Origin of the sequence: Sphingorhabdus sp. 109 (genome assembly GCF_902506555.1) — a bacterium.
Classification (GTDB): domain Bacteria; phylum Pseudomonadota; class Alphaproteobacteria; order Sphingomonadales; family Sphingomonadaceae; genus Parasphingorhabdus.
This window is the reverse complement of the sequence record NZ_LR732707.1, coordinates 2,017,405-2,030,678: the sequence shown is the minus strand read 5'-3', so window position 1 is coordinate 2,030,678 and position 13,274 is coordinate 2,017,405. Positions and strand designations below refer to the sequence as shown.

Sequence of the window (13,274 nt, the reverse complement as noted above, 5' to 3'; positions counted from 1 at the left end):
TGACTATGACAACAGACATTGAAAATTCTAGCAAAGCTGCGGTTCGCGAAACCGCAAAGCGCAAGAAGCGCAATGGCTTTACTCTGGTCGAGTTGATGGTGGTGATTTTCATCATCGGCCTGATGACCACCATTGTGGTGATCAACGTGATGCCCAGCCAGGACCGCGCAATGATCGAAAAGGCTCGAGCGGATATTGCGACGCTGGGGCAGGCACTGGAAATGTACCGGCTGGACAATCTCAGCTATCCCGGCTCGTCCGACGGTCTCCAGGCGCTGGTTTCGGCGCCCGCGTCTTTGACGACAAGCGCGCGCTACCGCCAGGGAGGTTATATCAAGAAGCTGCCGGATGATCCCTGGGGACGGCCCTATCAATATGACAATCCCGGTCGTCAGGGTCCCGGCTATGATCTTTACTCGCTGGGCGCCGACGGCGCGCCGGGCGGTGAGGATGATAACGCCGATATTTACGCTGAATAAGACCGAGCGCGTGAACCCCGACCTTCTCCTGATTGCCTTTCCCGTCGCGGATGACGAAGTGCTGCACTGGTGGCACGTCGCAGACGGGGCCGTGCAGGCTACGGACTGCGATTCGGATCCGCTCCTGGCATCGCAGGCCGGTGGGGCCGGCCAGGGGGATGCAAATATACGCATGATCGCGCTGATGCCGTCACATCATGTCAGCATCATGGCGCACCCAGCGATCAGCGATGCGAATGAAAGCCAGATGCGGGCGGCAGCAATTATCGCCGCCAGAGCCCAAAGTCTGGAAGCCGACCGGGTGCATATTGTCGCCGCTATCGATGAATCGGGCGAGCCGGTTACGGCTGCGGTCGGGCAGGATATACTGGCAAGCGGTCTGGTCCGTTTGCAGGCGCGGAATATTGACCCGGATGCGATCATTCCGGCTGGCTGGCTGCTGCCGACGGGCGGAGAGATGGAAGCGAATGCCGTATCTGCGGATTTCGGATTTGACCGGGTCGTGCGCGCCGGAAATATCATCGCGGTGGATGATCCTGCTTTGCGCAAAATTCTCTTTGCCGAACGAGCCGTCGAACCGATAGCCGGCGATGCTTTCGGCGTCATGCTGGCCGGTGCTGCGGAGAAAAGCGATCTGAATTTCCGGAGCGGGCCCTTCGTGAAGAAAACGCAACGGGCGATCGATGCGAAGGAAAAACGCCGCCTCGGCTGGATGGCTGCGGGACTGGTCATCCTGTCTCTTGCCATTCCGCTGGCGCAACTGGCCAAATATCATTGGGCAGCCGCGTCCGCGGACGAGGCGGCGCTGGTGCGGGCTGCAGAGATTGTCGGCGAGCAGGAAAATCCCGAAGCCGCCGAACGCGCGCTGGACCAGCGGCTGATTGCCGAAAACCGCGGCAATATAATGTTCCCGGTTCCGGCTTCGGCACTATATGCAGCGCTGCAGCAGGTGCCGAATGTGTCGATCACCCGCATGGCTTATGGTGACAATGGCATTGTGTCGGCGACATTGTCGGCGGTGCGCAATGAGGATATCAACCCGGCCCTGCTGGCTCTCCAGGACGCGGGTTTCATCATTACCGCGACCCCGCGTACCGACGCGACCGGATCGGCACAGGCTGACATTACGGTGAGAGCACCATGATAGACAATGCGAGAAGCTGGCTAGCCGGACTCAGCCGGCGGGAACAAATGCTGGTCGGCATAGCCGGCCTGTTGCTGGCGGGAGTGGTCGGCTATTACGGCATTGCCGGCCCGATGGTCGATGCCATGGACACCGCCGAAGATCGCTATAGTGATGCGGTCGAACGGCAGGCCCGGATCGAGAGCAAGGTTGCGGCGCTGCTGCAACCGGCGGATGGGCAGCCGAAACGCTTCACGGGGGCAATCGACGCTTATGTCAGCCAGAGCGCTGGCGAGACGGGTATAGCGGTGGCCTCTGTGACTCCGCAGTCGGACGAACGAGTGAATATGGTGGTGGAATCCGCGAAGCCGACGGCGCTGCTGGGCTGGCTTTCGCGGATCGAACGCGAGGGGATCGCGGTGGAAAGCCTTCGCGTCGATCCCGCTGACAATGGAACGGTTTCGGCCAATCTGACCCTGCGGTCACATTAGCCGCGATCCGTCATTCGGCGGGTTCAATATGATGCTGCTTGTCGGCCGGGAACATGATGCCGCCGTCATCGGCTGACATGACCTCCGGTTCGTCGAATCTGGCAGATGCGGCCTTCGGCTTTTGCTGGATCCATTCGCCCTTTTCGTTCCGGATATAGGCAGGGGCCCGCTGGACGTTCCAGACGAGGCCCATTTTCTCCCAGAGATAAATGATCTGTCCGTTCAGGTCGAACTCCCACCACGCAACCTGGGAGGAGGCGGCGCGCGGATGCTGGTGATGGTTGTTGTGCCATCCGTCACCGAAGGTCATCCAGGCCATGAACCAGTTGTTGCGCGATCCGTCCTTGGTATCAAAGCGCTGCGAGCCGAAAACATGGCCGATGCTGTTCACGCCCATCACGAAGTTCAGGAAGAAGAAATTGCGGAAAAAACCGCCGATCAGGATGGTGCCGATGATATGTTCCGGTCCGCCAAAAGCCAGCGCCCAAAGGGCTGGCAGGACGATGCTGGAAAAAACCGCGATCGACCAGCGATGCTTGTGGCACCACAATACTTGCGGATCGTCGATCAGGCCCTTGCCATAGACCTTCATGTCGGAAGTGGTGTTGTCGAACAGCCAGCCGAAATGGGCAATGCCCAGTCCCTTGAGTTTCCCCATTTTCTTGCCATGACCGTCGATATAGGGGCTGTGTATGTCGCCCACCTTGTCGGCAAAGGCATGGTGGCGGCGATGATCCGCGGCCCATTTCAGGACCGATGCCTGACAGGCCATTTGCGCCATGATGCCGATGGCAAGGCGCATTTTCGGCCCCGCTTCAAAAGCGCGATGGGTGAAATAGCGGTGATAGCCAATGCCGACGCCCATATTGATCAGGGCAAATCCGAACAGAAAAGCGGACCATTCGACCCAGCCGGTGGCGTGGGTCAGGGTCCAGTAAAGCGCTCCGAGCGATCCCAGTACCATCGTCGAAAGCAATATGCCATATTCGATGCGTTTGGCGCGTGCAGCCGGCCCGCCGATGATGACGCCATGCTGTGGATGTTGTTCCGACGGTGTATATTGGTCGGGTTGAATGTCGCTAAATGCGCTTGCCATTAACCAAAATCCTCGAAGATGATATCGGGATCACAGGATATAGGCTAATCAGTATGATTACAATTCTATTAACTATTACGCTGCGGGAGGCGGCGCGCGCGGGCCCGGTTGCGCTAGTCGTCGCGGAGCGGCTTCCGTCCGCTACGGCTGGATTCGCGCGCACGGCGACTCGGTTCGCTGCGGCTTTCGCGGGTTGCTCTGTCGGTACGAACCGACGACTGGGGCCGGGTTCGCGGCTGCTCGGCTGTTCCGTTCGATCTCCTGTTTGGACGGGTTGCCTCTGATTCCGAGCGATTGCCGCGTTCCTCGCGCGCACTTCTGTCGTCGCCGCGCCGCTGGCCGCGACCATTGTCACCATCCCGATCGCGAGAATCATTCCGGCGATCAATTCTGCGGTCACGGCGGTCGCCGCGGCGGCTGGAATCTACATCCCGATATCTGCGATCTCTGGCGCGATGTCCGCCATAAGCGGCACGCTGACGGGCCCAATAGCGCCGGTGATTGGCGTGCATCGCGTGGCGTCTGCCGCCACGATCAAAAATATAGATGCCATAGCCGGGATAATAATATTGGTCATACCAGCCGCCGCCGAAGCCGATATTGGCAAAACCATAGCCATAGTCGCAGGCATAATAATCATCGAACGGCGCATAGGGATCGCAATCATAGCCATGATTGTTGACATAGCCGTCGCCATATGTGCCGCCATACATGCACCCGCCGAGGCTCAACAGTGCGCCTGCGGCGAAGGCAGACTTCAGGAACCGGGGCGTTGCAAAATTGGTCATGATCGTTCCTCTGAATCCGGTTCCTTGGCACCAGCCCTACGGCATTGCGACTGTTTCGTGATTGGTTCCACCATTAATTTGCAGTGATTGAATAGCTTATGAATGGAGTGGCTTGCTGACATTAATGAAAGTAGCTATCCTGTTGTCAAAATACCAGTTCAGGAGAACTCGCGTGACGACAGTTGCAGCAAAACCGCATGGATATCCGTTTCAGGAGTCTGCCAATCCGCATTGGGTGCGGCGCCCCAGCGAGGAAGAACTGTCGCATATTCCGGGTGAAAAAGGCCTGCCGGTTCTGGGTTGTACACTGGATCTGCTCAAGAACCCGTACGCATTCGGGCGCCGGATGTTCGAAAAATATGGCTCGGTCTATCGCGCATTCAGTTTCGGGGGATGGTCGGTCAATCTGCTTGGGGCCGATGCCACCGAATTGATCCTGTTCAACAAGGACAAGATATTCTCCAGCGAGCAGGGCTGGGGACCGATTCTCAACAATTTGTTTCCCCGCGGCCTGATGCTGATGGATTTCGAACGTCACCGGGCGGATCGCAAGGCGCTGTCGGTGGCTTTCAAGCCGGGCCCGATGAGGCATCACTGCCAGGTGCTCGGCGAGGGGATATTACAGCGGGTTGGCGAATGGAGCGGGACGGAATTCGAATTTTATCCGGCGATCAAATCGCTGTCGCTGGATACCGCTGCCAGCGCGATCCTGGGTATCCCTTGGGGGCCGGAAGCCGACAAGATTAATAAGGCGTTCGTGCACGAGGTGCAGGCTTCGGTGGGTGTGGCGCGCAAACCGATTCCCTTTACCAAGATGTGGAAAGGCGTGAAGGCGCGCGAATATCTGCTCGAATATTTCACCCCGCAAGTGAAAGAACGCCGGGCGAAAGGCGGAGAGGATATATTCACCCAGATCTGCCTCGCAACCCATGAAAATGGCGAGCTGCTGACCGAGGACGAGGTCGTCGATCACATGAATTTCCTGATGATGGCGGCGCATGACACAATTACCTCGTCTGCGACCAGCCTGATCTATCTGCTCGCCAAACATCCCGAGTGGCAGGACAAGATCCGCGAAGAATGTCTGTCGGTCGCGCCTGCCGGAACGGCGCTGTCGATGGAACAGCTGGGCAAGCTCGAACTGACCGAAATGGCCTTCAAGGAAGCGCTGCGGCTGATCCCGCCGGTGCCGTCGATGCCGCGTCGGGCGGTCAAGGATTTTACCTTCCGCAATTACACGATTCCAGCCGGTACAACCGTCGGGGTGAGCCCCAGCTTTGTCCACAAGATGGAAAAACACTGGCCCGATCCGGAAAAATTCGATCCGTTGCGCTTCACGCCGGAAAATTCGGCCGGTCGTCACAAATATGCCTGGGTGCCCTTTGGCGGCGGCGCGCATATGTGTCTCGGACTCCATTTCGCCTATATGCAGATCAAGATCTTGATGCATACGATGCTGACCCAGAACCGAGTGGTCCTGCAGGGTGGAGCGGGTTACGAGCCGGACTGGCAGGTCTTCCCGATCCCGCAGCCCAAGGACGGGTTGCCTGTGCGTCTCGAGCGGCTGTAGACACCAGGCTGGACTATCCGCTGCGCTTGGGGCATCGCCTGTTCGGGATTTAAGCTTTTTTCGCTTGAGCGAGCGGGGCGACGGGGAAATCGAAATGAATATCTTACGTATTGTCACGATTCTGGTGGGGCTGGTTCCGCTATTTTTGGGCGTTACCGGCATACTATTTGGCGCAGCGGAACATAGTGGAGGGGACGCGGTCAGCACGGCGCTCGACAGCCAGTATCGTTATCTTGCCGGCGTCTATGTCGCTATCGGGTTGATGATCCTCTGGTCGGCCGGTGATATTCGCGGCCGGGCGGATTTATTACGCTTTGCCATGCTGGGCTGGTTTGTCGGTGGCATCGCCAGGGCGGTGTCCTGGACGACAGTGGGCGAGCCCGCTAGCTGGCAAGTCAGTGGCATGATTGTTGAACTGGTCGTACCGGTCGCGTTGCTATTGTGGCAGCACCGGGTCTTGAAGCGCTAGGGAAAATAGGCCGGAAATCTGGCTTTGATGATCGCAACCAGATCCGGATCCATGAACTTGTAATTGTCCGGAATGGCCAGGTTGCGAACCGGCTTTTCTTTCAGCAACGGGCCGAATTTCTGCGTGATCTTTTTCCTGTGGCCGGTCTCCATCACATAGATGCTGTCCGCCCAGAGGATCAGATCGCCGGATAGCGGTGTCTCGGCATCGTTATTCGTACCAGCCGAGATGGCCGTCACCCTGTCCACGCTGTTCAGCACCACCTCCGCTGTCGGGCTGCGCAGGCGGTTGCGGGTGCAGACGAAAAGAAGCCTCGCAACTGTGCCGCTCACTTCGCCAGCATATCTTTCAGATAGCCGCCGGTATAGCTGCCCTTGACCTTGGCAACTTCTTCGGGTGTGCCTTGCGCGACGATCTCGCCGCCGCGGACACCGCCTTCGGGGCCGAGGTCGATGATATGGTCGGCGGTCTTGATGACGTCGAGATTATGCTCGATCACCACGACGCTATTGCCCTGTTCGACCAGCTGGTGAAGCACCTGCAAAAGCTTGCGGACATCCTCAAAATGCAGACCGGTGGTCGGCTCGTCGAGAATATAGAGCGTCTGTCCGGTTGACCGTTTCGACAATTCCTTGGCCAGCTTGACCCGCTGCGCCTCGCCGCCGGACAGGGTCGTCGCCTGCTGGCCGACCTTCACATAGCCAAGGCCCACTTCATAGAGCATCGCCATCTTGTCGCGGATCGGCGGGACGGCCTTGAAGAAGCTGACCGCATCCTCGACCGTCATGTCGAGAATATCGGCGATTGACTTGCCCTTGAACTTCACCTCCAGCGTTTCGCGATTATAGCGTTTGCCGCCGCATTCCTCGCAGGTGACATAGACGTCGGGCAGGAAGTGCATCTCGATCTTGATCAATCCGTCGCCGCGGCAGACTTCGCAGCGGCCGCCCTTGACGTTGAAACTGAACCGGCCCGGCTTGTAACCGCGCGCCTGAGCCTCTGGCAGACCGGCGAACCAGTCGCGGATGTTGGTGAAGGCCCCGGTATAGGTCGCCGGGTTGGACCGCGGGGTGCGGCCGATGGGCGACTGGTCGATATCGATGACCTTGTCGCAATATTCGAGACCGGTGATCTTGTCATGCGCGCCGGCAATCACCCGCGCGCCATTGAGCGTCCGTGCCGCCGCCGCATAGAGCGTGTCGATGGTGAACGAGCTTTTGCCCGAACCCGACAGGCCGGTGATGCAGGTGAACGTCCCGAGCGGAATGGAGGCTGTGACATTCTGCAGATTATTGGCGGTCGCACCATGCACGGTCAGCTTCTTGCCATTGCCCTCGCGCCGTCTGGCCGGCACCTCGATTTCGCGGGTGCCGTTGAGATAGGCGGCGGTCAGTGACTTCTTGGACTTCAGGATCTGCTTGAGCGTGCCCTCGGCCACGACCTCGCCGCCATGGACGCCGGCGCCCGGTCCCATGTCGACAACCCAGTCCGCGGTGCGGATCGCGTCTTCGTCATGTTCGACCACGATCACCGTATTGCCGAGATCGCGGAGACGTTTCAGTGTGGTCAGCAGCCGGTCATTGTCGCGCTGGTGCAGGCCGATGCTCGGTTCGTCGAGCACATAGAGCACGCCCGACAGGCCGGAGCCGATCTGGCTGGCGAGACGGATGCGCTGGCTTTCGCCGCCGGACAAGGTGCCGCTGGTCCGATCGAGATTGAGATAATCCAGACCGACATTGTTGAGAAAGCCCAGTCGTTCAATAATCTCTTTCAGGATCGGTTCGGCAATCTGGCTCTGCGTCTTGTTGAGCTTGGCACCCAGACCTTCGAAAAATTCCAGCGCGTCACCGACGCTGCGGCGAGAGGAGATGGAGATATCCTCGCCGGCAATCTTGACCGCCAGCGCTTCCGGCTTGAGCCGCGCGCCGTGACAGGTCTCGCACGGTGCGGCGGCCTGGAATTTGGCCAGCTCTTCCTGCATCCAAGCGCTCTCGGTCTGCAGCATGCGCCGGTTGAGATTGCCGACGACGCCTTCGAATGGCTTCTTCACTTCATAGGATTTGCGGCCGTCCTGAAAACGGAGCGTGACGGGCAGGCCCTGGGTGCCGTTGAGAATGACATCCTGATGATGTGCGCTCAGTTCGTTCCAAGGCGTCTCGAGATCAAATTCGAAATGGCGCGCGAGGCTGCCGAGAACCTGCATATAATAAGGCGAGGGCGGGTTGGACTTGGCCCAGGGCACAACCGCGCCCTGTTTGATACTCAGCGCCGGATTGGGCACGATCAACTGGGTATCGAAATGCAGCTTCTCGCCGAGACCGTCGCAGGACGGGCAGGCGCCTTGCGGGGCGTTGAAGGAGAAGAGCCGCGGGGCGATTTCCTCGATGGTGAAACCGCTGACCGGGCAGGCGAAGCGTTCGGAAAAGACGATCCGGTTCGGGGGGAGGCCGGTGCCTTTCATGCTCCCCTCCCGCTTGCGGGAGGGGTCGGGGGCCCGCTTGCGGGAGGCGTCGGGGGTGGGGATATTCTGTGTGTCCGGCTGGCCCACCCCTAACCCCTCCCGCAAGCGGGAGGGGGAGTCATCCGGTTCCGGTTTGAAAGTCGCGCTGGCTTCCGCGACACTTTCCGTTCGTGCTGAGCTTGTCGAAGTACGATTGGCAAGCGCCAAAGCCTCCTCAACCGTCCCATCCGCCAGATCGACAAAGGCCAGGCCATCCGCCAGCCGCAGTGCCGTCTCGAAACTGTCGGCGAGCCTTTGTTCCATGCCCTCGCGCACCACGAGCCGGTCCACGACAACCTCGATGTCATGCTTGTATTTCTTGTCGAGCTTTGGCGTTTCCTCGATATTGTAAAATTCGCCGTCGACGCGGACCCGGGTGAAGCCGGCCTTCTGCCACTCCAGCAATTCCTTGCGATATTCGCCCTTGCGGCCGCGCACCACGGGTGCGAGCAGGAAGAAGCGGGTTTTCTCGGGCAGGGTCATCACCCGGTCGACCATTTGCGACACGGTCTGCGCGGTGATCGGCAGGCCGGTGGCTGGCGAATAAGGCACGCCGGCGCGCGCCCAAAGCAGGCGCATATAGTCGTAAATCTCGGTCACCGTCGCGACGGTCGAACGCGGATTGCGGCTGGTGGTCTTCTGTTCGATCGAGATCGCAGGCGAAAGCCCCTCGATATGCTCGACATCGGGCTTCTGCATCATCTCGAGAAACTGCCGCGCGTAGGCGCTGAGGCTCTCGACATAGCGCCGCTGCCCCTCGGCATAGATGGTATCGAAGGCCAAGCTCGACTTGCCGCTGCCGGACAGGCCGGTGATCACGATCAGCTTTTCGCGCGGCAGCTCGATATCCACGCCCTTGAGATTATGCTCGCGGGCGCCTTTTACTTTGATGTGGGTCAGACTCATGGACGTGCTTTGCAGAAGATGCCGGAGAGAGTCCAGCGGGCCAAAAGAACAGGGTGGTCCGCGTTATATGTTCAATGTTTGTTCTGTTTTCAAGGGTTGTGTGCGAGCAAATATACCGGTCGCGAGGCACTTGCTCTCGACTAGTCCTCATCGTCTCACCCCTAAAAATGGCGTTCAGGGTGTTTCATTCAGCGCCCGAGTCCCCTTGACCCGCCCAAAGGCCGCCCGATATTTCTCGAAAAACCTGACCATCTCCGGCGACCTTTTGCTCTTCATATCGCAGAAGAATTTGCGGTTCCATCCCTTGGCCGTGCCGAGATGAATCATCGCATAGACATAAGCGAGCAGGCCTGCTGAGAAAGCAAATGCGGCGTCCGTTCCTGCGGCTGCCCACGTGGCGGCCGCAACCAGCGGATAGGCGAGCACCGGGAAGCTGATCGCCTTGCGATAATTGAATATCGCCTTGCTCTCCCGTGTCGGCAGGCCGAATTTTCCGACCAGCGTCGAGGTGAAGGGCAGGCGGTTGTGGATGATCGCTGCTGGAATCTTGACCCACCAGGGGACGGGCGCCAGCAGGATAGTGGCGAGCGCGAGCAGCTCGAAAAACGGGTAGCGGATGACCAGCAGCGCCAATACCTTGTAGTCGTGATATTGTTTCGAGGTATGCTCGATCAGTTGGTCCACGCCATCGACTGCGTATCGGCCCTTTTCGCGGAAGCGGAATACATTATTGGGGAACATATAATAGCGCATCAGGCCCTTCTTCCCGGGCATGTCGGCGCGGGCCGGGCGAATGTCGAGCAGCTTGGCGACCTCGTCGGTGAAGGTCCCGTACCACACCAGATGGTCGGTCTTTTTCTCCGGCCGCTTGGTATAATAAGTCGCGTTATAGTCGGCGATGCGCTGGTCGATATTGGTCCTGATACTGTTACGAAAGTCCGGATCGGCGATCATCCGGTGAACCAGCAGGCACTGCATTTCGGTGATATTGTTAAGGCCGCCGGTGAACGGACGGGTGAAACCGATGGTGTAGATGTTCCGGAGCCCGGGTGACGTGACGCCCATGAACTGTTCGCGCGGCTTGTAGGCAAAGACTTCCACTCCGCTTTCGCCATGCGCCCGGATCTCGGGTACTGCGGGTATTTCCTGATCGCCGTCGATGATCATATCGAAGCTTGCGTTTTCGCCGTCTTCGCTGAGCGTCATCGCCTCATGATCGATGGTTGTGGCCGCCTTGTCCCACAGCTTCACATGGCCATGCTCCAGAAAGAAGGGCAGATCGTTGATCAGATAGCCATCGGCAATCTTCTGTTCCAGCGTCTCCTCGCAATAGAGCTTGTAGACATCGATCGGCCAATATTTGATCGCGATATGGCCGTTTTCGACCGGCGCCTTCGCCTTGAAGAAATGGCGGATGTCCTTGTGCGGCCGGATGCTCTTGGGGTGGCGCACGCCCAGGCTGTTGCGGTCGAACAACTGGGCAAAGCGGTGATGGATCAGGCCGTGGATATAGCCGCCGTCGATGAAGGCGCGATAGCTCCATTTGCTGACTTCCGAAAAATTGTGGCATTCGAGCTGGTCGAGCGGGACGAAACGCGGCCCATCGTCGAAGGGCGAAAAGGTGGCGAACATCTTGTCGAGAATGATGAAACCGTTGCTGACCAGATGCACTTTGGCGCCATGAGCAACCAGCTTGGCGATCAGCAGGTTCGAGCTGTCGCCGGTCGAAGTGATGGCGACGTTTTTGCCGGCAAAGCTCTCATCCACGGTGATCTGCTTGAGATTGGCGTTCATCCTTCGCCGGAAAGCGGTTGCGACGACGACATGTTTGGCGCGGAGCTGCTCGCCGCTTTCGAGGTGGACGATGCTGTGATCGGCATGATTGTCGATGCTGTCGACGACGCCATTGTAGATGTGATCGGCGTGACGTGCGGCGTATTTTTTGTGGATCCCGTAAAATTCCTTGGCAGTGGGAAATCCATCGGAGAAATTTTCCCCCTGCTCCCTGAGCATTTCCACCAGTTCGAAGGAGTAGACGCTGCTCTGGAGCGAACTCACAAGGTCGAAATCGAGTGCACCGGCAGTTTCCAGCTGCTCCCAGATTGGCTGCATCGGAGACACCATAAGCCAGCCGATGCCGCTTGCCTCCAGTTCGCGGATCAGTGGCATGGTCGAAAAGCCGCCGCCGACGATCAGAACATCAATTTCCCGTGGTTCAGCCACATTACCCCCTTAGCGATCCGCCATTGCCACTTTGGTACCCTTTCGGGGACCGAAAACCAACGGTCTTTTCCGATCGATGCAATGCAAAATGTCCTCGTTTTGCGCAGCTTGCCAAAGCATCTTTCTTTTGTCGATCGGCAAATGCCGTTGGTCGAACGGCAATCTGGGTGCGGCGCGTCTATGCTATGTTGACGGCAGCTGAGTGAGAATCCGGAAAAGCATAATGCTGACGGGTCGCATCGAAGCTTGAAATGGGGGATGGTATCGGAATGCGGACAAGCAAAACGCTGAACCGGAATATATTGCCTACCGCATGGGCAAGCTCCTATTTCCGGATTCGCGGATCATGCGTCCGCCCCCTATTGGGCGCAACCGTTGCAACGCTTCTGGTGCCATCCCCTTTTTTTTGAACCTGTGCACGCGCAGACGCCTGCGCCAGCGTCTGTCCAGTCGGTAAAAGCCTGCCTAAGCGACGCTCACCGTGCTTTTGATTTCTGGATCGGAGTCTGGGACGTTACCGCAGCCGGACAGGACCGGGCGACGGCGTCGAGCCGGATTTCACGCGATCACGGCGGCTGCGTTATCCGTGAAGATTATACCACCAAAAGCGGTTACACCGGCATGAGCATGAGCTTTTACGATGCCGCGCAGAAAAAATGGCACCAGACCTGGATGGGGACGGATGGTTCGGCGCTGTTTATCGAAGGCGGACTGAATGCTGAGGGTGAGATGGTACTCGCCAACCGCAACACCCTTTATTATGCAAGGGGCATGGTCATTAACCGCATCACCTGGACAGCCCGGGATGACGGAAGCGTCCGACAGCACTGGCAGACGTCGACTGATGATGGTGCCAGCTGGTCGACAATGTTTGACGGGCTTTACGTCAGGCAGGTGCCGCAGCCAGCGCCCTGACTATTCCGCCATCAAGTTCCGGACGAACCCGATCAGGCCGGTTTGTCGCGACCGTCGCATCCGTTCGGTGGCAAGAATTTGCTTCACCTTGGTGAAGCAGGCGTCGAGATCGTCGTTGATCAGGACATAGTCATAGCCGTCCCAATGGCTGATCTCGCTGGTCGCGCGCTGCATCCGGCTTTCAATGATCTCCGGCGCATCGGTGTTGCGGCTTTCCAGACGGTTGCGCAATTCCCCGAGCGAGGGTGGCAGAATGAACACCCGCACCACATCCTGGCCGGCGCGCTGATAAAGCTGCTGTGTGCCCTGCCAGTCGATATCGAACAGCACATCCTGTCCGGCTTCCAGACTCTGGTTCACCGGGACCGACGGAGTGCCATAGCGGTTGCCGAATACCGTAGCATATTCAAGGAAGCTATGGTCGGCGACCATTTCCTCGAACTGGTCGCCACTGACGAAATAATAGTCCTTGCCATCCTCTTCACCAGGCCGTTTCGGCCGGGTTGTTACCGACACCGACATGGCGATCTCGTCGTCGGCTTCCAGCAACATCTTTGCCAATGTCGATTTGCCGGCGCCCGAGGGAGAGGACAGCACGAAAAGCAGTCCTCTGCGGTTCAGTTCGCGGTGATCATTATCGATATTCTGGGAAGCAATATTGTCGGCCATAGCGGCTATTGGCCGATAGGTGTGCATCGCGTCAAGATGCTTGTC

The 13,274-nt window shown here is 58.6% G+C and carries 12 protein-coding genes; 6 read left to right on the top strand and 6 right to left on the bottom strand.

The genetic code is table 11. The features are described 5' to 3' along the window. Positions 1–5 precede the first annotated feature (5 nt). The 3 genes from gspG to gspM are packed head-to-tail and all read left to right on the top strand — an operon-like array spanning position 6 to position 2,093. Positions 6–479, top strand: coding sequence for a type II secretion system major pseudopilin GspG (gene gspG, locus BOSE62_RS09555; protein ID WP_159645406.1), 474 nt, complete (start codon positions 6–8; stop codon positions 477–479). Next, positions 451–1,623: a hypothetical protein gene (locus BOSE62_RS09550; RefSeq protein ID WP_159645403.1), complete on the top strand. Its 1,173-nt coding sequence runs from the start codon at positions 451–453 to the stop codon at positions 1,621–1,623. Before gspG ends, BOSE62_RS09550 begins: the two co-directional genes overlap by 29 nt. Then, on the top strand, positions 1,620–2,093 hold the full coding sequence (gspM, locus tag BOSE62_RS09545) for a type II secretion system protein GspM (RefSeq protein ID WP_159645400.1): 474 nt from the start codon (positions 1,620–1,622) through the stop codon (positions 2,091–2,093). The genes BOSE62_RS09550 and gspM overlap by 4 nt, the downstream gene beginning before the upstream one ends. Positions 2,094–2,103: 10 nt before the next feature. Here gspM and BOSE62_RS09540 read toward each other — a convergent pair whose 3' ends face one another. Next, positions 2,104–3,189: an acyl-CoA desaturase gene (locus tag BOSE62_RS09540; RefSeq protein WP_159645398.1), complete on the bottom strand. Its 1,086-nt coding sequence runs from the start codon at positions 3,187–3,189 to the stop codon at positions 2,104–2,106. Positions 3,190–3,302: 113 nt separating this feature from the next. Further along, positions 3,303–3,977 carry a hypothetical protein gene (locus BOSE62_RS09535; protein ID WP_159645396.1) on the bottom strand — a complete coding sequence of 225 codons (675 nt, stop codon included), beginning with the start codon at positions 3,975–3,977 and terminating at the stop codon, positions 3,303–3,305. Positions 3,978–4,149: 172 nt separating this feature from the next. On the opposite strand from BOSE62_RS09535, the gene BOSE62_RS09530 reads away from it, so the two are divergent. Together BOSE62_RS09530 and BOSE62_RS09525 are read left to right on the top strand one after the other, a co-directional pair. Beyond that, positions 4,150–5,547: a cytochrome P450 gene (locus BOSE62_RS09530; RefSeq protein WP_236553960.1), complete on the top strand. Its 1,398-nt coding sequence runs from the start codon at positions 4,150–4,152 to the stop codon at positions 5,545–5,547. Positions 5,548–5,641: 94 nt separating this feature from the next. Continuing rightward, positions 5,642–6,016, top strand: a complete 375-nt coding sequence (locus BOSE62_RS09525) for a DUF4345 domain-containing protein (protein WP_159645392.1) — start codon at positions 5,642–5,644, stop codon at positions 6,014–6,016. Here BOSE62_RS09525 and BOSE62_RS09520 read toward each other — a convergent pair. The 3 genes from BOSE62_RS09520 to BOSE62_RS09510 form a co-directional block, all read right to left on the bottom strand. Continuing rightward, a complete protein-coding gene (locus BOSE62_RS09520) occupies positions 6,013–6,348 on the bottom strand; it encodes a low molecular weight protein tyrosine phosphatase family protein (RefSeq protein ID WP_159645390.1) in 336 nt (111 codons plus the stop codon). The genes BOSE62_RS09525 and BOSE62_RS09520 overlap by 4 nt on opposite strands. Next, positions 6,345–9,422, bottom strand: coding sequence for an excinuclease ABC subunit UvrA (gene uvrA, locus BOSE62_RS09515; RefSeq protein ID WP_159645387.1), 3,078 nt, complete (start codon positions 9,420–9,422; stop codon positions 6,345–6,347). Before uvrA ends, BOSE62_RS09520 begins: the two co-directional genes overlap by 4 nt. A gap of 174 nt (positions 9,423–9,596) precedes the next feature. Continuing rightward, entirely contained in the window at positions 9,597–11,645 is a 2,049-nt protein-coding gene (locus BOSE62_RS09510) for a hypothetical protein (protein WP_159645385.1), read from the bottom strand. Between the two features lie 414 nt (positions 11,646–12,059). Here BOSE62_RS09510 and BOSE62_RS09505 point away from each other — a divergent pair, with 414 nt between their 5' ends. Continuing rightward, a complete protein-coding gene (locus BOSE62_RS09505) occupies positions 12,060–12,560 on the top strand; it encodes a hypothetical protein (RefSeq protein WP_159645383.1) in 501 nt (166 codons plus the stop codon). Here the strand turns inward: BOSE62_RS09505 and gmk are convergent, their stop codons facing one another. Next, positions 12,561–13,229: a guanylate kinase gene (gene gmk / locus BOSE62_RS09500; protein ID WP_159647991.1), complete on the bottom strand. Its 669-nt coding sequence runs from the start codon at positions 13,227–13,229 to the stop codon at positions 12,561–12,563. Positions 13,230–13,274: the final 45 nt, after the last annotated feature.